Origin of the sequence: Halobacteriovorax sp. RT-1-1 (assembly GCF_047085455.1) — a bacterium.
Taxonomy (GTDB): Bacteria; Bdellovibrionota; Bacteriovoracia; order Bacteriovoracales; family Bacteriovoracaceae; genus Halobacteriovorax_A.
In genome coordinates this window covers 108185-132362 of record NZ_JBKIXZ010000001.1, presented here as the reverse complement: position 1 = coordinate 132362, position 24178 = coordinate 108185, and the positions used below count along the sequence as shown (strand labels likewise).

The 24178-nt window shown below is 33.4% G+C and carries 24 protein-coding genes; 12 read left to right on the top strand and 12 right to left on the bottom strand.

Translation table 11 applies throughout. The features are described 5' to 3' along the window. The first annotated feature begins 440 nt into the window (after nt 1–440). The 3 genes from ACMAWV_RS00660 to ACMAWV_RS00650 all read left to right on the top strand — a co-directional run bounded on the left by ACMAWV_RS00660 (nt 441) and on the right by ACMAWV_RS00650 (nt 2808). Entirely contained in the window at nt 441–1271 is an 831-nt protein-coding gene (locus ACMAWV_RS00660; RefSeq protein ID WP_103218503.1) for a flagellin, read from the top strand. Nucleotides 1272–1383: 112 nt separating this feature from the next. Beyond that, nucleotides 1384–2055 carry a PilZ domain-containing protein gene (locus ACMAWV_RS00655; protein WP_103218502.1) on the top strand — a complete coding sequence of 224 codons (672 nt, stop codon included), beginning with the start codon at nt 1384–1386 and terminating at the stop codon, nt 2053–2055. Between the two features lie 30 nt (nt 2056–2085). Then, the gene (locus ACMAWV_RS00650) at nt 2086–2808 is read left to right on the top strand and encodes a UDP-2,3-diacylglucosamine diphosphatase (RefSeq protein WP_412470446.1); all 723 of its coding nucleotides are present in this window, start codon (nt 2086–2088) and stop codon (nt 2806–2808) included. Nucleotides 2809–2810: 2 nt separating this feature from the next. On the opposite strand, the gene ACMAWV_RS00645 is transcribed toward ACMAWV_RS00650, so the two are convergent. The 11 genes from ACMAWV_RS00645 to fliD form a co-directional block, all read right to left on the bottom strand. After that, nucleotides 2811–3707, bottom strand: coding sequence for an NAD(+)/NADH kinase (locus ACMAWV_RS00645; protein WP_103218500.1), 897 nt, complete (start codon nt 3705–3707; stop codon nt 2811–2813). Next, nucleotides 3708–4070 carry a response regulator gene (locus ACMAWV_RS00640; protein WP_103218499.1) on the bottom strand — a complete coding sequence of 121 codons (363 nt, stop codon included), beginning with the start codon at nt 4068–4070 and terminating at the stop codon, nt 3708–3710. It abuts the gene before it with no gap. Then, nucleotides 4051–5556 carry a sensor histidine kinase gene (locus tag ACMAWV_RS00635; RefSeq protein ID WP_412475811.1) on the bottom strand — a complete coding sequence of 502 codons (1506 nt, stop codon included), beginning with the start codon at nt 5554–5556 and terminating at the stop codon, nt 4051–4053. Before ACMAWV_RS00635 ends, ACMAWV_RS00640 begins: the two co-directional genes overlap by 20 nt. Then, nucleotides 5505–6125 (bottom strand): hypothetical protein, encoded by a 621-nt coding sequence (locus tag ACMAWV_RS00630; protein WP_103218497.1) that lies wholly within the window; start codon nt 6123–6125, stop codon nt 5505–5507. Before ACMAWV_RS00630 ends, ACMAWV_RS00635 begins: the two co-directional genes overlap by 52 nt. Further along, nucleotides 6122–7795 carry a glycosyltransferase family 9 protein gene (locus tag ACMAWV_RS00625; RefSeq protein WP_412470444.1) on the bottom strand — a complete coding sequence of 558 codons (1674 nt, stop codon included), beginning with the start codon at nt 7793–7795 and terminating at the stop codon, nt 6122–6124. Before ACMAWV_RS00625 ends, ACMAWV_RS00630 begins: the two co-directional genes overlap by 4 nt. A gap of 9 nt (nt 7796–7804) precedes the next feature. Then, entirely contained in the window at nt 7805–7945 is a 141-nt protein-coding gene (locus tag ACMAWV_RS00620; RefSeq protein WP_158246910.1) for a hypothetical protein, read from the bottom strand. Next, nucleotides 7929–9572, bottom strand: a complete 1644-nt coding sequence (locus tag ACMAWV_RS00615) for a glycosyltransferase family 9 protein (protein ID WP_412470443.1) — start codon at nt 9570–9572, stop codon at nt 7929–7931. The genes ACMAWV_RS00620 and ACMAWV_RS00615 overlap by 17 nt, the downstream gene beginning before the upstream one ends. A 9-nt stretch (nt 9573–9581) precedes the next feature. Beyond that, complete coding sequence (locus ACMAWV_RS00610) at nt 9582–10280, bottom strand: hypothetical protein (RefSeq protein WP_412470442.1); 699 nt, start codon at nt 10278–10280, stop codon at nt 9582–9584. Nucleotides 10281–10388: 108 nt separating this feature from the next. After that, complete coding sequence (locus ACMAWV_RS00605) at nt 10389–10799, bottom strand: hypothetical protein (protein WP_103218493.1); 411 nt, start codon at nt 10797–10799, stop codon at nt 10389–10391. Continuing rightward, complete coding sequence (gene fliS, locus ACMAWV_RS00600) at nt 10799–11188, bottom strand: flagellar export chaperone FliS (protein WP_103218492.1); 390 nt, start codon at nt 11186–11188, stop codon at nt 10799–10801. Before fliS ends, ACMAWV_RS00605 begins: the two co-directional genes overlap by 1 nt. A 14-nt stretch (nt 11189–11202) precedes the next feature. Then, nucleotides 11203–12570, bottom strand: a complete 1368-nt coding sequence (fliD, locus tag ACMAWV_RS00595; protein WP_392993819.1) for a flagellar filament capping protein FliD — start codon at nt 12568–12570, stop codon at nt 11203–11205. Nucleotides 12571–12927: 357 nt separating this feature from the next. On the opposite strand from fliD, the gene ACMAWV_RS00590 reads away from it, so the two are divergent. The 5 genes from ACMAWV_RS00590 (at nt 12928) to lepB (ending at nt 17631) form a co-directional block, all read left to right on the top strand. Beyond that, nucleotides 12928–14337 (top strand): hypothetical protein, encoded by a 1410-nt coding sequence (locus ACMAWV_RS00590; RefSeq protein ID WP_146037877.1) that lies wholly within the window; start codon nt 12928–12930, stop codon nt 14335–14337. A 138-nt stretch (nt 14338–14475) separates the two neighbouring features. Continuing rightward, nucleotides 14476–14637: a hypothetical protein gene (locus ACMAWV_RS00585; RefSeq protein ID WP_158246909.1), complete on the top strand. Its 162-nt coding sequence runs from the start codon at nt 14476–14478 to the stop codon at nt 14635–14637. 453 nt (nt 14638–15090) lie between these two features. Next, nucleotides 15091–15693 carry an SAM-dependent methyltransferase gene (locus ACMAWV_RS00580; RefSeq protein WP_103218488.1) on the top strand — a complete coding sequence of 201 codons (603 nt, stop codon included), beginning with the start codon at nt 15091–15093 and terminating at the stop codon, nt 15691–15693. Nucleotides 15694–15697: 4 nt separating this feature from the next. Next, the gene (locus ACMAWV_RS00575) at nt 15698–16909 is read left to right on the top strand and encodes a penicillin-binding transpeptidase domain-containing protein (RefSeq protein ID WP_146037876.1); all 1212 of its coding nucleotides are present in this window, start codon (nt 15698–15700) and stop codon (nt 16907–16909) included. Continuing rightward, on the top strand, nt 16906–17631 hold the full coding sequence (lepB, locus tag ACMAWV_RS00570) for a signal peptidase I (RefSeq protein WP_103218486.1): 726 nt from the start codon (nt 16906–16908) through the stop codon (nt 17629–17631). Before ACMAWV_RS00575 ends, lepB begins: the two co-directional genes overlap by 4 nt. Here lepB and ACMAWV_RS00565 read toward each other — a convergent pair. After that, nucleotides 17615–19945 carry an endonuclease MutS2 gene (locus ACMAWV_RS00565; protein WP_412470441.1) on the bottom strand — a complete coding sequence of 777 codons (2331 nt, stop codon included), beginning with the start codon at nt 19943–19945 and terminating at the stop codon, nt 17615–17617. The genes lepB and ACMAWV_RS00565 overlap by 17 nt on opposite strands. Between ACMAWV_RS00565 and ACMAWV_RS00560 the strand changes: the two genes are divergently transcribed. Genes ACMAWV_RS00560 through ACMAWV_RS00545 form a run of 4 tightly spaced genes read left to right on the top strand, consistent with a single transcriptional unit; the run spans nt 19944 to nt 24178 of the window. After that, a complete protein-coding gene (locus ACMAWV_RS00560; protein WP_412470440.1) occupies nt 19944–21245 on the top strand; it encodes a hypothetical protein in 1302 nt (433 codons plus the stop codon). The two genes, ACMAWV_RS00565 and ACMAWV_RS00560, sit on opposite strands and share 2 nt — an antisense overlap. A 40-nt stretch (nt 21246–21285) precedes the next feature. After that, nucleotides 21286–22065, top strand: coding sequence for a hypothetical protein (locus ACMAWV_RS00555; RefSeq protein ID WP_392993805.1), 780 nt, complete (start codon nt 21286–21288; stop codon nt 22063–22065). Further along, nucleotides 22066–23238 carry a class I SAM-dependent rRNA methyltransferase gene (locus tag ACMAWV_RS00550; protein ID WP_412470439.1) on the top strand — a complete coding sequence of 391 codons (1173 nt, stop codon included), beginning with the start codon at nt 22066–22068 and terminating at the stop codon, nt 23236–23238. Next, nucleotides 23231–24178 carry an AAA family ATPase gene (locus ACMAWV_RS00545; protein WP_103218481.1) on the top strand — a complete coding sequence of 316 codons (948 nt, stop codon included), beginning with the start codon at nt 23231–23233 and terminating at the stop codon, nt 24176–24178. The genes ACMAWV_RS00550 and ACMAWV_RS00545 overlap by 8 nt, the downstream gene beginning before the upstream one ends.

Genomic DNA, 24178 nt, shown 5'->3' with positions numbered 1-24178 from the left:
AAAAATCTAAATCGAAAGCAACATCTACAAGTAAGGGCCTTCTTCGGAAGGCCCTTATTCATTTATCTTATACTTTCATTTTGAAAAATTGAGCTTAAATAAATAGACCACGTTTTCACGTGGCCCACTAGAATCTTGAAAGAGCAGAAACTCAGGAGAGAGAATCGCTCATTTCTAATTATATTCATAAATCTTATTTCAAAATATGATCCTAATCATTTATTAGTGGCAAAAAATAATGTCGATTTTCATCCACTTTTTAAGTACTTATTATTGATACCTTAATTTCTAACCTATTGAATTCATGTTAATTTATATACTTTTTTCCAAATATTTGAGGGATTAACTAAAGTATTTAACCGAGTGTAACGAACAGGTATTTGTGAACACTAATTTTGTCTGAAAGCTATTTTAGTAGGACGTGAGGAAAGGAGAAAAAAATGGGTTTACGTATTGCAACTAATACCGCTGCGCAAATGGTGCAGAAAAACATTAAACAAACAGGTAAAGCTTCCGGGGAGGCCTTGGAGAAGTTATCGAGTGGTAAGAGGATTAACAAGTCCGCAGATGATGCTGCCGGTTTAGCGATTGCTAAGAATATGGAAGCACAAGTTAAGGGTTTACGTCAGGCTTCTCGAAACGCAAATGATGGTATTTCAATGGTTCAGACTGCTGAAGGTGCCATGAATGAAACAAGTAATATTTTAGTAAGATTGAGAGAGCTATCAGTTCAGGCCGCATCGGATACGATTGGTGATACTGAACGTGGCTTCCTTGATAAAGAATATCAGCAATTGGTTAAAGAAGTTGATCGTATTGCTGAGTCGACAAAGTATGGATCGATTGAATTATTAAATGGATCAGGTTCCGAGATGGATATTCAGGTTGGTACATTTGCTGGCGATAGTGGGCAAATTCAATATGACCCTTCTCAAACAAATGCAACTTCATCCGCACTGAATATTTCAGGTTTAAGCGTTTCTTCTAAAGATGATGCAAGATCGTCAATGGAGAACGTGGATGAGGCCATTACGAGTTTATCAGAGCAACGAGCGAATCTCGGTGCGATTCAGTCAAGGCTGCAATCTTCGGTTAATAACCTTGAGATTCAAGCGACTAACTTAGACTCGTCAAGATCTGTAATTGAGGATGCTGACGTGGCCTTCGAGTCATCTCAATTAGCTTCTTCTAATATTGCTAAGCAAGCAGGTATCTCATCGTTAGCACAGGCTAATAATCTGAACTCTGCAGCACTTAGATTAGTAGGTTAATAAATATGGGGGTCCTGCCCCCACTCCTTTCTTAAATAATTAAGCGGCCTTGTGTAGGAGAGACCAAGGCCGCCTTTTTAGGAGAAAGAAGTATACTAAGGTTGAGAGACAAATGAGCACAAAGAAGTTTGAACAAGATATTATTGAATCAATAAATGAAAACAGTGAAGTTATTGTCTGGGACGTTATTGATCATAATATCGTTAGACTTCCGGCCAAAATAAAAAGTCTTAATGCCTTTGCCAAACAAATCTTTTTAACAATAGAAGATGGTTTAAGAGATAGCTTGGCCCACTTTGTTCGAGGGCCAGGACTGTTAAAGTTCTATATTCCAGATTTACAATTAATATTCATTAGCGAGTTAAATGCATCACATGGTAATAGCTTAGAGATCTCGTATCCAGTAAAGGAGAAGAGACTCGAGAGACGTGAACATGAACGCTTTGAGCCTTTGATTCCACTTTATAGTTGTTTTCAAAATATAAAATATGAAATCTTCGATATAAGTGAAGGAGGGATTTCTTTTGTCTTGGGTGCATCTCAATATGAACAGCTCTTTAGTAATAAGAATGAGGTATTAAATTTTGAGGTAGGATTTGCAAAAGAAAAAATTCATGTGAAAGGCCATGTTGTAAATAAAAAGAAGATCAGACCTTATCAGATTTCAAGATTTCCATACGGTGCTTATCGAATTGCAGTTGCAATTGATAATAACCCCGAATATCGAAAGCATGTGAAAAAGCTTCAAGCGGGTTGTGATAATCTTATTAAAGATCTACTTTGATTATCTGCACTAATCCTATATGATTACTTTATGAGTTGTTATGTGATTTCTGATGTCCACGTGAAATGGGATCAAAAAAATTCTGAATTTCTTAAAAAATTTCTATCTATTGATTTCAATGAAAATGATCGTATTTATTTACTAGGTGATATTTTTGACTTAATGGTTGGAAGCTACCAAGAGTATGAAAAGCAATACGACTGGTTCTTTACACGTATCAAGGAAATTAAAGATATAGGTGCGACAATTTTCTATATACAAGGAAATCACGATTTTCATATTGAAGACTTACTAACTGATAATGGAATAATTGTAAAAACTAAACCATTTGTAGAAATTGTGAATGAAAGAAAAGTTTTATTCTGCCATGGCGATGAGATAGAAATTGAAAATTTCAATTACCGAGTATGGCGTGGCTTTATTAGGAGTTACCCTTTAGCACTTATTTCAAAATATATATTCAATTATAAGATCGTAAAGGCGATTGGGGATTACCTTTCTCATAAAAGTAGACAAAGAAATGAAAAACGATATGGTCAAACACAATTGAATGATGGAATTCGCGATAAGTTTAGAAAGAGTGCTGAAATTGCTTCAAGAGAATACAATGTCGATATAATTATCTGTGGCCATAGTCATTATCAAGATGAATACGTTTCTGAGAATTTTTCATACTATAACTGTGGATACGTACCAGCTTCAAATAAGTTTTTAATTATCAATGATGACTATAGTTTTGAAGAATTAATTTAATCTTATCTTCTTCCGTATTTAAACTTCTCTTTTAAAGTTCTAAAGTAATTTCTTTCTTCGTTAATATAGAAGTTTACATGACTACTTCTAGATTTTTTTATTTGAATCTCGTCTTTAGGCTCTAGTTTAAATTCTTTTTGTCCATCAATAGTAAGATAAATGTCTTCTTGCCCACGTGGAATAATAATACTTAATGTTTCATTATCTGGTAGAACCATCGGTCTATGGGTTAGGGCATGTGGACAAATTGGAGTGAGGACAACTCCTTTAACACTAGGGTGTAGAATTGGTCCATTCGCAGCTAGTGAGTATGCTGTTGACCCAATCGGTGTACTCACGATTAATCCATCTCCTGCTAGGTTGTATATACTCTCGCCATTTGCCTCTAGTTCAAGATTAAACATTCTTGAAATACCAGATTTAGTAATAACAGCATCATTCATAAAGTTTAGTTTAATTTTCTTGTGTCCAGGGCGTGTAATCTCAGCTTGGTATATCTGAACTTTGCGAGTTTTTAATTTTCCCTTCAGTGCCATTTCAAGACCTTCATAGAAATCGTGCTTTGCAAACTCAGCGATAAATCCAAGATTACCCATGTTTATTCCAAAGATATTCACCTTCTTAATGTCTTTACTTCTTACAGCACCAATTAAGGTCCCATCACCACCAAGCGTAATTAGTATTTTGCATTTTTTAGCAATATCATCTCGATTAATGAAATTAAAATTTTCAGGTTGGCTGTTTTTGAATATTTTTAAGATGCGTGATTCTTGAGATTTTTCAAAGTAGACATCGACCTTTCTTCTTATTAGCCAATTTGTTAAATTTGGTAGAACAGTTGAAAATTCTGTCACTACTTTTGGCTTTAAGATTATTGCTACTTTGTTTGTTATTGCCATTTATTCCTCAATTATAACTTCATTTAAAAAGTTATTTATATCATCAAAAGGTTTCTGTATTACTTTACAACCATAACTTGCAGCCCTTTGAACAATTTGCTCAGAACTGTATGCAGTAATAATATAAAAAATCTTTGAAATTTCTGATTCATTATATTTAGTTTTGGATTCTTCTATTATATCAAAACCAGTAATATCTTGAAGCATTAAATCACAAATAATACGCTCATAATTGTGTTCTTTGATAAGTTCTATTGCTTCTTTTCCACTGGCCGTAGACATAACATCTACCCCTTTTCGTTTAAGTAGAGTTACAATAGTTTTCTGTATCAGAAGCTCATCTTCAACAACTAGTATTTTCATGATTTACCTTGGGAATATTTATTTGGAAGTGGGCGCCTTCTTCGGATTCAATGAGATAAATATCACCATTAATCTTTTTAGTTAAATTTTTACAAATTGCTAAGCCTAGTCCTGTTCCAGTGTCTTTTGTTGTAAAAAACGGATTGAATATATTGTTTTCTATATCTTTAGATATTCCAGGCCCATTATCAATTATATCGATCAAAATCTTATTATTAACTTCACTAACGTTAATATCGATTCTTGAGTTTGCAATATTGTTAACATTAAGTGATTGTGAGCTGTTAATAAGTAAATTAAATATAACCTGACTTAATAATGTTCCGTTAGTCATTATTTCGATATCATTGCTCATGTCAAAATTAACTTTGTGGGATCTTGATTCCGATTTTGTTAAAATGATTGTTTCAGCAATTAAGTTTTTTAATGATGTTGAAGTGAACTCTTCATCATCCTTATATAAATTTGAAAACTCTTGAATAATAGCTTGTGATCTTTTTACGCTGTTTGATATATGCGAAAGTGTATCTTTTACATCGAAGTCTTCAGTTTGTTCTATGAGAAGATTGTGAGAAAGATCAATTCCAAAAAGTGGGTTACTGAGTTCGTGCCTTAGTGTGTTTAAGAGTTCTCCCATTAGTAGTATTCTTTCATGATGAAGTGAGCTTGTGTCTTGTTGATGATCTTCAATACCGATTTGATTGATCTTAACTCCATCATCTTCAATAACAAAAGAATTGATAGGGAAATTAGAGAGAATTTTATCTCTTTCGATTTTTGATTGCCTGCTACTTTCTACAGTTATTATATTAAATAACTTAGGAATAGATTTAATGATCAACTTGTCGAAGTTTGTTCTGTCTATATCTGCAATAGGGAATAGGTCATTACGTGATAGGAGAATAATTAAGTTAAAGTCACGAAACGATAATTCTTTTGCTAAGAAATGTCCGTCTAATTGTATATCCTTATTAAGTAACTCTTTTTGATCAAAAGACTTATTTTTACTCTTTCTAACTTTTGCGAATAAAGTGTTAAAAAAAGTAGGTTCTTGATAAGTCTCATAATATTCATCATTTTTGTAGGTGATAGAGTATATATTAGTAGTACCTTTTTGATGAATGAGCATTTGAGAGGAGCTAAATCCATTTAACTCATCTGCATTTGTAAGTGCCTTTAGGAATGATCGAATACTATCTTTCTTTTTAAATTGAAATTCTTTGCTTGGCAGTAGAGTTAGCTCTTTTGCATCACATATTTTATCAGAAAGAAAATCTGTCGAATTCATTAGAACGAATTTCTTACTATTGATTTTTAATTCAATTTCATCTTTATTATATTTAACGATCTGTAGTTGAGAATTTTTTTTTGAGGTAGTTAAAAATTTGCTGTCTTGAAATAATGAATCCAAGACAGCTTTATCTGCATAAATATTTAAAAATTTATCTTTGACTCTTGAATGAGTGGTATTGCTCTGATTTTCCACTGTTTAAGATTATCTATTAGTTCATACTCTAGCAAGTCAGAAAGCATTACAATATCATTGTTTTCACGTGCTGGGATAAGTGCTTTAATAACTGAAAATAGGTGAATCTCAAGATTCTTAATTACTTCTTTATCTGAGAAGAAATTCTTGTTTGCTTTTCTTGCCGTAGCATGAATTCTCGTAATTAAGTGAACATATAGATCGAGTAACTCAATTAAATCTGCAAAAAATAAGTTCCCTTGATCAATATTTCCTTTATTGAACTCATCTGTAGTAATTAAGATTTTATCAACTAATTCATCAATATATCTTTTACAATCTTCCAATGCTTCAAAAGCCAATTCATAAGAGTTTTTAATTTGTAGACTAGGGTAGCCAAGCTCTTCGAGCGTGTAGTCTAATAATTCTCCAACTTCATCAATTGAAAAAGATTTGCCTTCAATGACAACTGCTGTGATTGATTCATTATCTGATATACCATCTGTTTCAATTGCTGTTATGGCCTGTCTAAGGGAAATCGAATTTCCATCTAAAGAAAAGCTATCGTTTCCTAGTTCTAATGTGATCATATATTTTCCCTTGCCTCTGGTTTGGACTTGTTAATGAGTGAGCATTTTTCGAAAAATTCGTAAAGGACACTACACATAAGAGATATCTCGTTATACGTGTAGAATGCAGCTTCGGATAATTTTACAAGATTATTTCCTTGTAGATTGTTTTTAGCAACTTTCGCAAAGTCTATGACTGGTGCTAATAGTGGATAAGAAGTCGATACAAGATCACTAAGACGATCGATTTCATCTAGTTTTGCTGAAAACTTCTTTATCTCTTCTAAGCTTGGTGTATTCTTACTAATTTCTTCGATTATGTATCGCGAGTACTTTTTACCAAATTCTGACAGCTCATATAATGTTTCAATACCTTTTGACTGTGAACTTAGTTGTGCTTTAGTTTGAATATTAAAAGAAGGGATATCCATGCTAGTGTTAATTTCAGTAAAAATGCTAGTCCACGCAATGTGATAGAAATTTCGCATAACTTCTTTTGCATCTTGATCCTTATGTAGTGATTCTCTAATATATAAGTCTCCATTATCAAGCATGTCAGAATGATAAAGCTTTACTCTACTTAAAGAGAGAGACGAACATGAGCTATTTAATTCCTCGATATTAATTTTGTTATTATTTAATAACTGTCCAATACATTGATGAGTAATGTTGTATGGAACATCGTTGTGACATTTGAACTCAGTGCACTCATCCTTTGGGAAACAAGGTGCACACTCTGTTTTAGGCGCTAGGTTGTAGTTGTCTAGAGCATAAGGAGTTGTTTCATGCGGCCTAACAGTACCTAGGGATATTGTTAAAGTTTTTATGTTTTTGAAACTTAGAAGATTCCCAATCATTGAATCATGGCCCACGAATAAAAAAGAACTATCGACTTTTGAATATAGTTCTTTTAGATCAAAACCAATCCATAGATTAACACGATCCTTAAAGGGCCTAATTAGCTCAGAATTTAAAATTTCATCTGCTGATTTTTGATCTTGATTAGAGCCGCAAATATATACTTTTACATTCTCATTCTTTTTTAATGTTTGGTAAATAACTTCAACCCATCGGTTCGCTTTCCACATCTTTTTTTCATTTGATGCAAATGGGTGAATTAATAAATTTGTTTTCTTTTCACTTGAATAATCTTTATTACTTAAATGAGTGAGCTTCTTTGTTGTCCCAATGATTGAAGAGAATAGGTCAACTAGATTAAATGGGTTAAGATCACCTCTCATTACTGTTGAGTAAAGGTATTGTGACCATCTGTCTGTGATCACTCTCTCATGTAAGTCGTTGAAGTATGGACCTACTTTATTACTTGATTCAATAAGCGAATGTAGATATGTCGCAGATTTAGAAAAAGCGAGGTTGATTGATACATCGATATTTTGTTCATTAATTTCTTTAAGTTGTTTCTTTAATTTAGAGAGGGCCTCTCTCACATTGTCAGCTCCAAACATTGCTGTTTTGTGCTCAATTGTTACAACTTTATCAAATACCTTTTCTAACAAGAACATGATCGGTGTAGCAAATTTTTTACGCGCTACTAGGACAACTCTATATTCGGGATGATTTTCTTTTAGTAGCTTAACGGCATGAGATGTTTGCAGAAGATCACCAATTCTTGTTGTTTGAATTATTGCAATGGTCTTTTTATTATCTGCTTCGTTTTTTAAGGCGTTCATTGATTGCTCCTATTCTTCTTCTAGGACAGAACATAGATATAAAAAGGCCATGTCGTCTTCGCTCAAGTTTTCTCTTTTGACTTGTTTCTCTTGAATTCTTTCAAGTTCTTTGAAGAATTCAGTCCTTAAATTGTTATGATCTTGATTCATTTAATAATTCCTTTGTAGATTCTTCTCGTAATCTACTACGACTCTCTCTTACTAAATTTGATACTTCTTTAATTTGTTCAAATTGTATTTGTAGATCATTTTTTAAAGCGATTAAAATATGCTCTACTTCTGATAGAGTCGGTGTTTCGATATTATTAATTTTTGCTCTGTAGAATAAAAATGGAAGTGCGCAGTAATCAGATGTATGACCTATATATAAATTAATATCCGCTAACTTTGCTTGTAGTTTTTGCGCGTCTTGTGCAAGTGTTGCCTTAATTGCTGCTAACACATGACGTGAGGATTTAATTAATTCCCCCTGAGCTTGCTCTAGCCAGTTGGACGTAAAGTTTAAGTCACTTTCGACAATACCGTGTCCAGAAAGTGTTTTTCGTTCTATTTTTCGATATAAGAAATCTCTTGATAGATACCTTTCAAGCTCTATTTCTGTATCGATACGTCCTTCTATATTTTTATAGAAACCACCTAATTCGTCGTGTTTGATTTGATAAATCGATATGTCAGTGTTTTGTAGATATTGTTCTTCTTTATTTAGGAAATACTTATTAAGTACATAAATAATATCTTCAGCTTTAATGATTTCATTATTTCTAACTTGTTTTTCCGTGTGTGCACTTGGGCCATAAGCAAAGTCACGATCTTTAATTCGTGGAGTGATAATCATACTTTCTAGATTTGTTGTTCCTTGTTTAAGAAATGGTGAAGGACCCATTGAAAGCTCAATTGTTGGAACATCTAATATATCTGCCATATGCTTTATTGCTGTATCTGGTGTAATTAAAAGATCACAGTTGATTAACACTGATGGAAGAGCACTGAACTGTGCTTCAATTGTTACAGCTTTCTTGTCTAGTTCTGAATTGATTTTATTAGCATAAGATCTTTCGTCTGATGTCGGAGCGATCACTAGCAATGGGATCGTATCTTCTTGTGCATTAAGTTTGTTGATTAGATTGATAAGTTCTTGCCTTTCAATCATTTTGTTAATATTTGATGCTGTTAGTTGAATAGCTATCAGCTTAGGATCGATTTTTCCTTCGGCCTTTCTCATTTTTAAGAAATTTTGATGGCATACCTTATTGTATTCATTTGAAACGTGTAGGGCATTGAATGAGTTGTTTTCTTCAATTCCAACCATCTTATGATAGCAATCATTGAAATTTAGTGGAGCATATTTTTGCTGTGTAAGTACATCATTAAATACAACTGCCCATTCGTTTGAGTATTTAACATTACAGTTGAGGTCAAATTGAATACCTTTAAATTCTTTGTTTATATATGATGCTAAACTCGTTGAGATTCTATCGTTAGAGTAGTTTATTACTAAATTCCAACTTTTATTAATTTCTTTTATCGTTTTACCAAATTCATCGAGAGCAAAGCCGTTTGAATAGATCTTATTTTTTTTGTAGCTAACAATCTTTTTTCTATCAAGTGTGATGATATTTTTAACACCATTTAGTAACTCAGCAGACTTTTCAAATTCTTTGTTAATTAAAATCGTTATATTTGCTTCAGGGTGTTTGTTCTTTAGTGATGAGACAAGTCGTCCCATTTGAAAAATGTCACCATGTCTTTTGAAGTTGATAATTAGTATATCTTTCATCTATTCCTCTTAACCTTGCTTGATTACGGCATCAAAAGCCAGGAGTAAAAAATCATTTTTATTTTTAAATTGATTTGTTTGATATATTGCTCTTTCGATATGTTGATCAATTGTTAAGTCTTGATCAGCATTATAGAGTAGGGACTTAAGTTCGCTCGATTTAATATGCTCGATACAGTCACCGATTTTGCTACTCGCTTCAAAATCTAAAAAGTCTTTGTAGAACTTATTGTAAAGAGAGAATGAGGGAGCATGAGTAAGTATAGTTGGTTTTTGAGAAAGAAATGATGCGACATTCTTTTCTTTATAGATACTCGCCACATCATCAGTGGCATATACTTCGATATTTTTATTTGGAAATAAATTGTTCTTTATACATTCTGTGTATGTTTGCTCATTAGGTTCAATGACAATAACTTTATAATCTTGACCATGGTATATCTCAAGAAGCTTACATGCTTCATAGACGTGGTAGGCAAAACCTAAACCTAAAATTAATAAATTCTTATTCTCTTTAAGTTGATGCTCGATATTGGCGATTAGCTTTTTAGCTTCCTTTGCAGGATGGTAATTCGAATGTAGGTGTACGCCGTTAATAACAGGTACCTTTAAATTACTTCGTGATTGTTTAATTTCGTACGAATGTATATCTAAGAAAGAAAGTGATTTTGCAGGAATTGCTTGTACTAATTCTTTTGCTAGTTCCATAATTTCCTCGTCCTAAGGCCCAATGGTCTTTATATAAAGTGAAGCTCTTTCCTAGAGCTCCACCATATTATACTATAATTTCGATTAAGGGGGCAAACTGGTCTAGTATTACCTGTTTTTTACATTGTTCAGGTTGTAGCCCTGAAATTGTTGACGTTTTTTGAAGACAGTTGAGATTTCTTTAGTAGTTGACTCTTTTGCTTGTGATAGTAGGTTTAAGCACTCATCATCAAGCTTTTGATTTTCATGAACAAGTTCCGTGACATCTTGTATCCAAGATTTAAAGATTTCGATATCTTCTTGTGGATAAATCACTTTATTATTCTGAATTTCAGCTTCAATATCATCTTGGAGTAGGCGAATGATATTAATCAGTCGCTCTCTATTTTCAGAGATATTATCAACGAGGTCAAATCTTCCATTGTTACATGAAGTGATCATAGACTTTGTAGAGTTAACGAGAAGTCCCAGTAAATCTAGATGTCTAGTGATCTTATTAAAGATCTCTATTGTGTTCATTATTTAGCCTTTTGCTCAACTCTAAGTTGCTTAACAGCTTCTTGCCAACCTTCATATAGCGTCGTTAAAACTTCAAGGACTCCTTTTAATGGCTCCTTGTCAATTTTGATATTTGCCTGTGTACTTGAAAAAAGCATAAAGTCATATAAAGATGAAAGTTCTTTGGCCACATCTCCACCAACTTCAAAGTCTAAACTACTGTTAAGCTCGATGATAATATCTTGTAGCTTTCCAATAAATTGTCCTTTCGCAGATAAGTCCTTCTTTTCAATTGCTTCAATTGCTTTTTTACAATTTTTAATAGCAGCTTGATAAAGCATAAGTAGGATTTGCTCCTTACTTGCTGTTTTTACAGATGTTTGTTTGTAGGCACCTAAACCGTAACTCATTTACTTCTCCTTAATTATCCCATCGGCTGAGGTCCGCCAAGGCCTGCACCTTGTGAACGAATCCTAGACATGGTTCCTTCTAAGCGTGAAAATTTATCTTTTAAGTTCTTTTCTTTTTGTTGAAGCATGTTCTCTCTTTGAGCAATCCTTCTATCAATTGTTTCAATATTATTTTCTAGTGATCTTTTTCTTGAAGAGAGTAGACCATTTGGAAACTGAAGAAGCTGGCCTACAGTTTCTTTGAGGTTATCGATGAATCCATTAGTTTTTGTACCGTCTTCGTAGCGACCAGTTAGAACTTCAGCAATATGATCGTAATCTTTCTCCATTACTGTTTGAAATTTCTTCTGATCAAACTCAAGTAAACCTTCCCTTGAAAATTGGATACCTAGTTCTCCAATACGAGAAGTCCCTCCGTCTTTAAGAGGAATATCTTTAAAGATTGCACTTCTTAATCGAGATTCGATTGATTGTAGAAGAATATCTCCACCTAGAGTTCTAGAGGTATCAGTCGTTTCATCCATTGTGTTTTGTTGTTTAATGAATGAGAATACACCGTTAATTTGATCAATTAGAGATTTTACTTTCTCTCCAATTTTTCCAGCATCTTCACTAATGTTGATAGTGAACTCATCACCAGGCTTTGCCTTTTTAAGATCAAGAGTTACACCAGGTATTAGTTCTGCCGCTTTGTTTTCAGGTAATTCGATTTCAAAACCATCAAGTGCAACGACTGCGTCTTGGGCCTCTCTTTCAAATTCAATATAAAAATCTTGTTCACCATCTACGAAATAGAAGTGTGGGAATTCTGCCTTGTTAATATCACCAGTATCTTTTAGCGATAGGATTAGACGCCAAGGTGTATCTGATTCCGAACCGTCATTGATAACACTGGCTCTTAGTCCTGATTCTTCATCTTTGTTAATTAGTTTTGCTACTGACTTTAATGAAGCGTTGTCAGCATCTACGTATATTTCTTTTGTATCGCCACTTGGTAGTGAGTATTGAATAAACCCAACACCAATATAACTTTCATCTGGATCAGCAAAACCAGATGTCATGGCCGAAGACTTCTGTGCAAGTTGTTTAACTTCGAATTGATATGTTGCTGGTTCCGCAACGTTCTTATCCGCAGTAATTCCTACGATATCATCATTTCCAATAACACTTAATTCTCTTAGAGATCTGGCACTACCGTTTTGGAGGAGGGTTCCACGCATACCTTCAACTAGGGACGTAAGCTCTTGGACAAGTGCTTTCTTGTCAGAGATCTTACCTTTACGCATTTCCATATTTTGAATAGGAATTCGTTCAGCTTTCATAATTTGCTGAACAATATCCTTTGGAAGTCCCGTGTTAATGGAGCCCATTGCTATCGACAAAAATCCTCCTGATTTTAGATGTGAAAATCCTTTTCACACTTGTCTCCAACTCTGATTTTATCACACTTGAGCTTTTTTTTCCGTCGCATCATTAGTGGAAGAATTTTCTAGGCAAGGCCTCTTCGTCATTTGATGTTTTAGGGGCTATAATAGATAAATCCCTGAAAATAAAAAACCCGCCTTGTGGGCGGGTACTTTTCGAGAAAGTAATTTTTTTGGGATTGGGATTTTGTACTAAATTTATCGGGTATTACTGTGAAAACTTTAGAGAAAAAGTCGGATATTTACATTGAAAAGACAAAATTCTTGTTATTTCGACTAGTTACATATTTTACATTCTTATTATTGCCAATCTATTTGCAAAAAGAAGTTAATCTCGAGCCAATTTGGCAAATTATCGCAATGATTTTCTTTTCAATGTTTATTGTTTCTCAGTGGTTCTTACTGGGAAAGGAAATTGACCACCGATTAAAGATATATTTCAAAGTGAACTCATCCATCGATAGAGTCGTTTATCGACTTTTTATGGGGATGTTCTTTATGGCCATTTATTTCAACTTGCTAAGCCTTTTGCCTCACAAGTGGAGTTACAATATTTTTTGGCTTACGTGGATTGTGATGGGGCTATTTTATTCATGGCCTACGCGAGGAAAGATCATTAAGGAGTCGGTTTCGACTAACTTCCATGAGTATCGCTATCTTGATAAGTTTGAAAAGACAGTACTATTTTTAACAGTAGTTATGTTCTTTACTTCGCTACCTCAGTTGCCAAATTTATTTTCGACAAGTTCTCTAAGGCTGTTCTTTGATCCAAGTGAACGAGTCTCAGGAGCATTCTGGAACTTTATATCAATTAACTATATTCCATTTAGTAAGTATCCAAAGCTTTTAAATCTATCATGGTCGATTCATTTTTACTTTGTAACGATGTCTCTATTTTTGATGACCTTCTACGCTCTTCTTCGAAATTTTGTTTCAAGGAGACTATCTCTTCTTGGAGTATTCGCGTTAGTTTCTTCTTGGTCATTTTCAAAGATACTTGCAAATAACTACGGATTTACCCTTTTAACGACTTTTTCTGTTGTGTGGGTATGGTCTACACTCTGGTCGACAAAGAGTTCTACGTACCGTTCTGGGCTGTTTATAGGTCTGCTAGGTGCTTGGGGAACAGTTATTGATAAGTCGAATATAATCTTATTAATAGTTCAACTCCTATTAATCCATTTTGTTTTCTTCAAAGAGGAAACTGCATGGTATAAGAGACAATTTTTCAAATATACATTGTTGGGAGTCTTTCTCTCTATTTCTCTGTTCTTTTTATCAACGAGCACCGTTTCAATCGAAATGATTGAAAGTGTAAACATAATTTCTGCAGAGATAATGAGGCTCGTGTCTCGTAAATCATTCTTTATTCTCTCAATTTTTGGCCTAATAGTTTTTATGTATAAAATTTTAGGGCAAACGCGAAGTGAGAAGCACAAAATACTAAATATCTCGCATGATTCTTCCATTAAGGTTGCTATCTCTATTCTGTGCCTCCTTCTAATTGATGTTCTCTTTAGTTCGCGAACATTTCAGGACTTTTCTATACTGTGGTTATTGGCATTTTTTAGTGTCTTACTTATCGAAGTTATCTTCCAGAAAATCAGAGGGCTTAGAAGCTCTAGGAATATGATATACGCGGTTTATATTATTATCTGTCTACTGGACTCACACTTTGAAGGACGAGTTAAAATCCTATTAAGAACGATCGGAGCAATTGACTAAAATCCTAGGACTTAAAATTATTTATTTATATGAGAATTAATTTATAATTTAATTAACGTTAACGATGAAAGGGAGTTTCATCTGTTTAAGTCTCATATAACAAGACAATTGTTTGAAGAGTTTTCTGATTCCTACAAAATGCGTAAAGACGCGGCCACTTCACATCCATTTGTATTTGTCGACCCAGCTGATAGTAGTATCAAGCTGATAGCTAGTTCATTTACTTATGATGATGGTGAAGAGTATGGAGCGATCCTAGCAGGTAGTGAAGAATTAGAATTCATGGTTACTTCCGAGTAACTGCCTCTACCTTACTGAAATAACTATTATTGTGCTTTGAGCATAAGGGAAATCCATCCCTCAAAATCTTACTTCAGATATTCGAAAAATATTATTGACAAGCTTTAAAAGCACTTTGAAATGTGCATATGTGGATAAGTTAGCTTTTTTTGTTGGTAAGTTTACTTGCGACCTGTCAAAACCTGTCATCACATCGCAACATCTAAGGTAAAGTGTTGAAAATAAGGCATTTCATTAGTAAAAGTTAAATTAATGAAAAATAACCAAGCATTATGGTCAAGTGTGGATAACTCTGTTAATAATGTTAGTAAAAAACCTGAGTCAATAAGTTTTTTCACAAAAGAAATTTTTTTTTCGCGCTCAGATGTAAGAAAAATGTCGTGGACTTACAAAAAGCGACTTTTTCAGTTTTTTGAATAATGTTGGTCTAATATCAGGTATAAGGTTTAGTTAATGACGTTTAAAGTAAAAGATTATTATTACAACAAGGCTAAGAAAGAGAACTTTTTGGCCCGCTCTATTTATAAGCTAGAAGAAATTGATAAGAAGTATAAGGTTATCGAAAAGGGTAATAATGTACTCGACTTAGGTTATTTTCCAGGCTCTTGGATGCAGTATACGAGCAAGAAGATTGGGCCAGAAGGCTTTGCAGTGGGTATTGATATCAAGCCAGTAAATAAGAAACTTTTAGGAGTTAAGAATGTCAGGCTTTTTGAAAAGTCGATTTTTGATGTAACAACTGTGGAGGAGCTTGATTTTGATCGCAAATTTGATGTTGTTATTTCTGATATGGCCCCAAACACTACTGGTGTACGCTCTGTAGACCAATTAAGAAGTTTAAATTTAATTGAACAAGTTTTTGCACATCTTGATGTCTTTTTAAAAAAAGATGGAAACTTTGTAATTAAAGTATTTGATGGCCATGAGGCCCAAGTCTTTTTAAAATCACAAAGAAGTATTTTTAAAGAATTCCATTTCCTAAAGCCGAAATCTACACGTTCGGTTAGTAAGGAGTTCTTTGTGATTGGTAAGGGCTATAAAGGTGTTCAAATATAGGTTTTTGTATAAGTATTTATTAGTTTTAGCTCCGCTCGCTTTAATAGGATATTTTTTAGTAGGAAAAGACGAGCAAAAGAAAATAGAAGTTAAGCCAAAGGCGAGTGAAATTGATAATCATCAATTGAAGCACTACCTCTCAAGCCAACTTTTAGATCCTAAAACTCCATTTAAACAAACAATTTCACATAATTCGAAATCTTACAAAGTGAACTATTCAACAGATCCTGAATTAGAGAGCTTTGTAAGAAAACGACTTCGTTATTATCGTCCTGATAAAGCAGCTATTGTTGTTATGGATAATAACAATGGTAATCTATTAGTCAGTATTGGATTTACAAGAGAAGGAAAGGTTTTTGATTACCTTCTTCCTTTTACTGGGACACATCCGGCAGCAAGTGTTTTTAAGATTGTTACAAGTGCAGATCTTATCAATAATGAAGATTTTAATATTCATGATAAGTTTAAATATCGTGGTCGCGGAACGACTCTTTATAAATATCAGTTAAAGAATAAAAAATCGCGTTGGCAGCGAACAACATCTTTTGATAAGGCTTTTGCATATTCTAATAATGTAATTTTTGGAAAGGCTGCAATTAATAATACAACTCCTGAAGAGTTAGAGGAGATGGCAAAGCGCCTTGGCTTTAATGACGAGTTAATGAAGGAAATTGACTTGGCCAAGTCGACATTTGAAATTCCTCAAACAGACTATGCAATGGCCGAAATAGCGTCGGGCTTTAATAAACGTACGCAAATCTCTCCGGTTCATTGTGCTGTACTATCAAGTGTTGTTGCTAATGATGGGGTTTTACAATATCCACGACTGGCAACTGACTTAGTTGATGAACAGAATCAAAAGGTTTGGCAAAACGAAATTCGTAAAGATCAGGTTATTGGCCAAGATACTGCTAAAGAACTATCTGAACTAATGCAAGGAACGATTAAACGCGGTACTGCAAGAAGAACTTTTCGAAGATACATGAGTAGACGTATTGCTAATAAACTCGAGATAGGCGGTAAAACTGGTTCAATTACTGGTGGTTTTCCGTTTGGGAAAAGAGATTGGTTTACATCTTATGCTAAACCGAAAAATAATTTAGACGATAAGGGTATCTCTGTTTGTGTCATGATTATTAACTATAAGAAATGGTATGTGAAATCGACTAAGTTGGCGCAAGAAATTATTTCAAAGTATTATCGAGGAATTAAGTGAGTGATATTTTAGACGAGAAAATTGCTAGTCGTAAGAAAAGTTTTCTAAGGATGAGTCGAGACTCATTTCTAATAATATTATTTCTTTTGGTTTTTAGATCTTCTTTTTATGAGCCATATCGAATTCCCTCTGGTTCAATGATCCCGACACTAGAAATAGGTGATTTTATTTTAGTTGAAAAATTCAGCTATGGCCTAAAGTTACCCTTTTCTGATATTGCCCTAGGTGGGGTTAATTCAAACCCTGTATATCTACTTAGAACTAATGATGTCCAACGTGGAGACATCATTGTTTTTAAATATCCAAACGATCCAAAAATTAATTATATTAAAAGAGTCGTTGGACTACCTGGTGAAACTATTGAGATTAAAAACAAGAAGATTTATATCAATGGTAAACCAATAAACGAAAAATTAATTGCAACAAGATTCAACGATAATTACGATTATCTTGAAACTAAGATGAATGAGAAAACATTTGTTGTTAAAAAAGATATGGATAATATCTATAAGCTAAACTATCCCGCAACAAAAATACCAAAAGACCATTATTTCGTAATGGGAGATAATCGCGACAACTCTTCTGATTCTAGAGCATGGGGATTCGTACCATTTGAAAATATTAGAGGACGCGCCTTCTTCGTTTGGTTCTCAATGATGCAAGATAGCTATACTGGTCAAATGAATATAAAATCAGAGCGTATTTTTAAGTCGATTGAGTAAGATCGATTCTTGTTGCACCATCATTTCCTTCATCTGGTGACCAATTTAGATCTCTCTGTCTTCTAAGCTCATTTCTCAGCCATTTCTTTAATGTACCATCGCCATGGCCATGTACAATGATTAAATAGGGAATATGTCCCATTCTTAGATCATCAATGCATGAAAAAACTTTCTGCTGGAATTCGCTTAAACGCATCCCACGACAATTAACCTCTGTAGTGTAGTTAATGGTCTTAAAGACATTAATTTCAACTTTTTTTGCTTTTTGTGGCTTCTTATTGTTGATACCTTGTTGATCAAAAAGGGAAGCCTTTGGAACAGAAATTTTCTTTCCATTAACCTCAACAACACAATTCTTACCTTTTATTTCAGAAACAATACATGTCGAATTCAGACGGTCGCAAAAATAGCGAGAACCAACTTTTATCTCAGTCGCAATTTGTCTTTCTTCTTTTGGCTTTTCATTTCTATTTGGTTTAAGTCTTTCATATTGCTTGTTTAAGGTAGAAATTTCATTACTTAAGCTTTTAGTCTTAACATCATTAAGACCTTTTATGATCTTTTTAATTTCTTTTTCATATTGATCATAAGCTCTCTGTTTCTCTAAGAAGAGAATACCTTCTTGAGATTTTTTTTGATTCTTAAGTTCATGATTAAGCTGAATATTTTCTTTAAGTGTTTTGCTGATTTTTTCTTGTTTCTTAGATAGATCTTGAAGAAGCCTTTCATAAGTAACGTATTTAGTATCAAGCATTTTTTTAGCATCATCTAAAATAAATTCAGGAATATTGTGTTTCTTACTAAGTCGCTTAAATATCTCTAGTGCCATTGATGAACCAGGTGTTCCAATGATTAGTTTGTATGTAGGAGTATTATTATCAAAATCATAACCTACATGGGCCGAGATAAATTCTTCACTTTCTTGGATTTTGGTTTTAAGTAATTGGTGGTGTGTCGAAATAAGAACATCACATCCAAGTTCTTTTGTAACATAATTAATAATTGAATAAGCAAGTGATGATGCCTCATCTGAAGATGTCGAATTAAAAATCTCATCTGCAGCAATAAGTGAATCATTTTGAATATTTTCTAGCATTGATAAGATTACCTGAACTTCTCCCGCAAATGAGCTTAGTCCCATTTCTAAATCTTGGTAATCGCTGTCAAAGTAGAATACATCACTTTTATATTGTAGCTTTGCTTTTTGCGCAGGAATGAATAACCCAAGTTTTAGGAATAAATGGGCAATAACAATACTTTTGATGGATACTGTCTTACCACCTGTATTGGGACCAGAGATAATAATACCTCTTTTCTCACTATCAACTTCGATTGTGTTTCTGACACAATTATCAATTAGTGGATGATAAAAATCGACCAAGTTTGTTGAACCATCAAAACTAACTTCTGGATAACAAAAACTTTTCGCGTGTGAATAACTAGCTAATGTATATGTATAATCTAATTCTATAAAAAATGAATACACATCATGCATTGTTGAAAGATCGTTATTCACTAGGTCACAAAAATTCTTACATATTTGTGATATGGCATAGTCAATTTTAGAGTTTATTTCGATAAGGTCATTAGACATCTTTCTCGTTGCAACTGGTTCAACAAAAAGTGTGTTACCTGTTGAAGACCTTGCAACGATACTACCTAGATCACTTCTATAAGAGTCACTTCTGATTGGAATGACAAATCTTTCATTAATAATATCAAAAGTATCCATTTGAAGACGCTTGGAAATGTCTTCATCCTTAAGAATAAAATTGATTGTTTCTCGAATTCTTTTTTCTAATCCTAATTGTTCTTGGATAAGTGGTGCGATAATAGGGTGTCTTTCAAGATGAACACTGCCGTCTGCATCGACAAACTTTCTAAATGGATTGATAAATTTCTGCTTTAGCCTTTGAGTTTTATTCACTAACTCATCTAGATAAATTCGATAGTGGCTAAAATTAAGAACTCTTTTGGTTGAAAAAAGGTTTTCAATTATATTTGCCAAAAAGTTAAGCTGATCTAATGTCGCAACGCCACCTTTAGAGATGTAATTTAGGGCATTGTGATTTTCTTCACTATCTCTCAAATTACTAAAAAAATAGTCTCCTAAACTACCTGACTCATCAATTTTCTTAATAATCTCATTTAAGTCAAAAAAATGCTCACTTAATTGTTCAGATTCGAATATCTTTGGATTATGTTCTATAATATTTTTATTAACTTGAAATCTTGCGTGGGTGATTATTTCAGAAGCTATCTTGCTCCAGTCAATATTACTCAGTGTTTGTGACAAAATTGTTGGATTATTCATGAATTTAAATTTCTCAGAGCTAGGGCGAAATGTCGATAGAATTAATGATCAATTAATTGAAAATGGCGCTTCAACAAATCCTCGAATACAAAAAATCTTCTCATCGGGAAAGCTCGTATTATTACAGCTTAGACTTAGAGGAAAGAATCTTTGCATTACAATTGGAAGAGGAGGAGAGCATTGTGGTATTTGGGACTCAATTCAATCGATTCCTTCAGAATATCGAATTACACGTGATCAGTTTCTAGAATTTCTAAGATCTAATATTCGAAATAGTCGACTTATTGAAATTGAAACTGATACCAAAGATAAGTGCTTAAATTTCAAGTTTTACGATAAGAGTAACCTTTTGCTTTTCTGGAAAGGACGACAACTATTCTTTAGTTATGTTTATATAAACGAGGGGAAGAAGTTTCACTTTTCTCCATGGCAATCGAATAAGAAGCAAGTTTTTGATTTTGAAAATTATTTCGACATCTTCAATGAATTAGGAAGAAAACAACTTGATACAAAAGATGTTAAGGAAAAAAAGCTTATTCTAGCTGAAGAAGATGTTTTTAATAAAAAAGCAGAGACAACTTATAATAAAAAATTGTTGCGTAAGAAAAATTTTATTCAAAAAGACCTTGAAAACTGTAAGGTTAGACATGAGCTTGAGAAGAAATTAATTAACGATGAATTAGATTTAAATGAACACGTTTTCAAATATAAATCACTCAAAGCTAAGTTTGATTTTGGCCTTAGTTACTATCAAAAGAAGAATATTCTTTTCACGAAGATTAAGAAGTTGCGAAAAGGTGAGGAATTTCTTGAAAAACGTCTTGCTGATGTTATTAAAGAAATTGAATCCAAGAAGGAAGTATTTGTTCGAGAAAAAGTGAATGTACCAGTTTGGAAGAAAGTAGCACCCAAAAATACTGAAGTTAATAAGTCGGATGATCATTCAATTTTTAAATGGAATGAAATATCAATTGCTGTTGGACTAAATACTAGGGGAAATGATTATATCCGAAGTAAATGGTCTAGTAAGGGTGATATTTGGTTTCATATAGATGGAGATAAGAGTGCTCACGTTATTGTTAAGAATTTAGAAGGCTTTGATTTTGAAAAATATAGTGTAGTTGCTTCAATTCTAGCTGATTACAGTGAGTTTAGTGCTGATCAAATACCTGTTATATTTACTCAGGTAGAGAATTTAAAAGGTGTTAAGGGCTCTGCAGGTAAAGTTATTTATAAGAAGGAAAAGCATTTGATTTTACCTAAAGTCAATTGGAAGGAAATAATTTCAACTAGTTGGTAAAGGTCTGTGTCCCTTTTAAAATAAGTTAAAAGGACATATTATGCTAAAATTTAACTTATCCCTAATTGTTGTTTTATTACTTTCTGTCACATCTGTATTTTCTAACAATAGTAGTATTTTTAATGATCACAAATTAAGAACCTACACTCCATTAGAAGGGGAGATTCAAGATTTATTTTTCGATATTCGAGAACCTAATCTTGAAAAGTATGTAAGAGCAAATACGGCCCTTGAGCCTGATGATGTTTACTATCGTGTTTATTGGGTATATCCAAACAATATTAGAATTAGAGTTGAAGGGTTACCTGAAAAAGGTTTTGATTTATTAAAGCAGACTTTGATTGCAAAAGTTAAACCTTACGTAGAATTAGTTTTAGCGAAAAATCTAACGACTCCTTTAGAAATGAGTGCATTTAAGAAGGATCCTAAAAATAATAGTCGATTCATACGAGTTAAGGATCAAGCAGAATTATTAGATTTGAGTATTGAATTGTATTCAAGTGGACAAATTAAAGAGATTGAATCAAGTAGTCCACAGTTGCATACAAAAACTTCTTTTTCATATTCAAAAAAATCATGGGCAAAAGGGAAAAGTGTTATTTCGCAGATATCAATTTCTGAAGGAAGAGGTGCTTCTTCAATTCTCAAAGAAATTGAAATTGAATATGAGAAATTTGGTACTTTCGGATTACCAAGTAATATCGAAGCAGTATCGTATGCCATAACTGGCGATAAAAAGGTTGAGCTAGGTAAGTTAGATTTGAAGATTCAAAATTATCAAATTAATACTGGGCAAGCCAAAAAGATTATAGGCCTATAAATGAGACAAATAGAAATTAATAAAAAAGTTAGACTTTACTTTGAAAGTAAAGTTATCCATTTATCTGAAATTGATATTGAGGATTCTCTACGCTCTTTTCGTCCGGGGGAATGGTGTAGTTTCAATCATTTGAAAAATAAGTATATTGGCTTTGTGAATCCAAACTCGACAAGAAAAAAGAATGTCGTTGTCTTGAATTCAACTTTAGGGCCATGGGATTACATCTCTAAAACAATTGAAAAGGCGATTCGTTATCGAAATGAAATTGGTTATGGTAAAAATGCTAGGTTAATTTATGGAGATGAGGATGGACTGCCTGGACTTATTCTCGATGGATATCAGAACTGTGCAATTCTACAAATCAATACAGCTGGAATGGATGGCTTTCGTAACGAGATAAAATCACATATCCAAAGCTTAGTAGATAAAGAAGTGATTCTTCTTGATAATAAGAAATATAGAGATATAGAAGAGCTTCCTGTTTTTGAAAGTGATGAATTACCAGATGTTATAAAAATTGAAGAAACAGAATTTCAATATCAAATCAAGAAAGATCTAATGCAGAAGGTTGGTTATTATTACGACCACCGAGAAAATAGAAGAAAATTTGAAGATCTAATTAAAAGAACAGGACAGAATTATAAGACTGGTTTAGACCTCTTTACCTATGTGGGATCATGGGGATTACACCTTCTCAGAGCTGGTGTTGAAAGTGTTGAGTTTGTTGACCAAGCTAATATGAGTGAAGTTGTACATAATCATCTTGAAATTAATAATTTCAGTGGCAGAGGAAACTTTACTCGTAATGATGTATTTAAATTCTTAGATGAAAAAGTGAGTGAAGGGAAAAGTTACGATGTAATTGTCTGTGACCCTCCTGCTTTTAGTAAGAGTTATAAAGACAAAAAGGCTGCTATAAGTGGCTATGAAAAATTATATACAAAAATATTCAAAATGATAAACAAGGGTGGAATTCTTGCTGCTGCATCTTGTACTCAAAATATTTCAATGAATGAACTAGATCAATGTGTAGCTCGTAGTGCGCAGAAGAATAATTTATCAATCCGCTTAATTGACACAGGAATACAAGGACTAGATCATCCAATTAGCAAGTTAGAATCAAAATCAAATTACATAAAATATTTAGCATATAAGGTGGAAAGAAATGACTGATAGTTCAAGACAGAAGGTTAATAGTGTTTTAGATAGGGCCAAACGTATTGTTTATGGTCAAGATGAAATGCTTGATAGTATCATTGCGGCTTTAGTCTGCGAAGGACATCTCTTAATTGAGGGGATGCCTGGACTGGGTAAAACTTTATCTGTTTCTACAATGAGTAAGCTATGTGACTTAACTTTCAAAAGAGTTCAGTTTACGCCTGACCTACTTCCCTCTGACTTAGTTGGAACGATGGTCTACTCTCAACAAAAGGAAGAGTTTTCTACAAAGTTTGGTCCAATCTTTACACAACTTTTACTTGCGGATGAGATCAATCGATCTCCTGCCAAGGTACAATCAGCTTTACTTGAGGCCATGGCCGAAAAACAAGTTACAATTGGTGACTCTACTCATAAGTTATCGAGCCCATTTGTTGTACTAGCAACACAAAACCCAATTGAGCAGGAAGGAACTTATCCGCTTCCAGAAGCGCAGTTAGACCGTTTTATGATGAAAGTTAGTGTAAATTATCCTGACTTCGAAGCTGAAAAATCTATTTTAGATTTAGAAAATGTAAAGCAAGACCTAGGCTCTTTTCTTTCAACCGACGATATCCTATCGATTCGCCAAGAGATCGATAAAGTATACGTCGATGATAAGATGAAAGATTTAATTATTAAAATTGTTAGAGCAACCAGACCTGGAGATAAGCATTTTTCTCCTGATTTTAAAGGACTTGTACAAGCAGGAGCTTCTCCGCGTGCAGCAATCTGGCTACAGAAACTAGGTCGTTTTAATGCCTTTATGGCCCAACGTGATTTCGTTACACCAGATGATGTAATGAAAGTCGTTGCCTCAGTGTTAGGACATAGAATTATTTTAACTTATGAAGCATCCATTGATGGAATTAATCCGAGAGACTTAGCAGTTAAGATTGCTCAGAAAATGATTTAA

What these genes read in the sequence shown, in the direction of transcription:
- ACMAWV_RS00660 (WP_103218503.1), top strand. Translation starts at nt 441, where the DNA reads ATGGGTTTACGTATTGCAACTAATACCGCTGCGCAAATGGTGCAGAAA.
- ACMAWV_RS00655 (WP_103218502.1), top strand. Translation starts at nt 1,384, where the DNA reads ATGAGCACAAAGAAGTTTGAACAAGATATTATTGAATCAATAAATGAA.
- ACMAWV_RS00650 (WP_412470446.1), top strand. Translation starts at nt 2,086, where the DNA reads ATGAGTTGTTATGTGATTTCTGATGTCCACGTGAAATGGGATCAAAAA.
- ACMAWV_RS00645 (WP_103218500.1), bottom strand. Translation starts at nt 3,707, where the DNA reads ATGGCAATAACAAACAAAGTAGCAATAATCTTAAAGCCAAAAGTAGTG.
- ACMAWV_RS00640 (WP_103218499.1), bottom strand. Translation starts at nt 4,070, where the DNA reads ATGAAAATACTAGTTGTTGAAGATGAGCTTCTGATACAGAAAACTATT.
- ACMAWV_RS00630 (WP_103218497.1), bottom strand. Translation starts at nt 6,125, where the DNA reads ATGATCACATTAGAACTAGGAAACGATAGCTTTTCTTTAGATGGAAAT.
- ACMAWV_RS00625 (WP_412470444.1), bottom strand. Translation starts at nt 7,795, where the DNA reads ATGAACGCCTTAAAAAACGAAGCAGATAATAAAAAGACCATTGCAATA.
- ACMAWV_RS00620 (WP_158246910.1), bottom strand. Translation starts at nt 7,945, where the DNA reads ATGAATCAAGATCATAACAATTTAAGGACTGAATTCTTCAAAGAACTT.
- ACMAWV_RS00615 (WP_412470443.1), bottom strand. Translation starts at nt 9,572, where the DNA reads ATGAAAGATATACTAATTATCAACTTCAAAAGACATGGTGACATTTTT.
- ACMAWV_RS00610 (WP_412470442.1), bottom strand. Translation starts at nt 10,280, where the DNA reads ATGGAACTAGCAAAAGAATTAGTACAAGCAATTCCTGCAAAATCACTT.
- ACMAWV_RS00605 (WP_103218493.1), bottom strand. Translation starts at nt 10,799, where the DNA reads ATGAACACAATAGAGATCTTTAATAAGATCACTAGACATCTAGATTTA.
- fliS (WP_103218492.1), bottom strand. Translation starts at nt 11,188, where the DNA reads ATGAGTTACGGTTTAGGTGCCTACAAACAAACATCTGTAAAAACAGCA.
- ACMAWV_RS00585 (WP_158246909.1), top strand. Translation starts at nt 14,476, where the DNA reads ATGCGTAAAGACGCGGCCACTTCACATCCATTTGTATTTGTCGACCCA.
- ACMAWV_RS00580 (WP_103218488.1), top strand. Translation starts at nt 15,091, where the DNA reads ATGACGTTTAAAGTAAAAGATTATTATTACAACAAGGCTAAGAAAGAG.
- ACMAWV_RS00560 (WP_412470440.1), top strand. Translation starts at nt 19,944, where the DNA reads ATGAATTTAAATTTCTCAGAGCTAGGGCGAAATGTCGATAGAATTAAT.
- ACMAWV_RS00565 (WP_412470441.1), bottom strand. Translation starts at nt 19,945, where the DNA reads ATGAATAATCCAACAATTTTGTCACAAACACTGAGTAATATTGACTGG.
- ACMAWV_RS00555 (WP_392993805.1), top strand. Translation starts at nt 21,286, where the DNA reads ATGCTAAAATTTAACTTATCCCTAATTGTTGTTTTATTACTTTCTGTC.
- ACMAWV_RS00550 (WP_412470439.1), top strand. Translation starts at nt 22,066, where the DNA reads ATGAGACAAATAGAAATTAATAAAAAAGTTAGACTTTACTTTGAAAGT.
- ACMAWV_RS00545 (WP_103218481.1), top strand. Translation starts at nt 23,231, where the DNA reads ATGACTGATAGTTCAAGACAGAAGGTTAATAGTGTTTTAGATAGGGCC.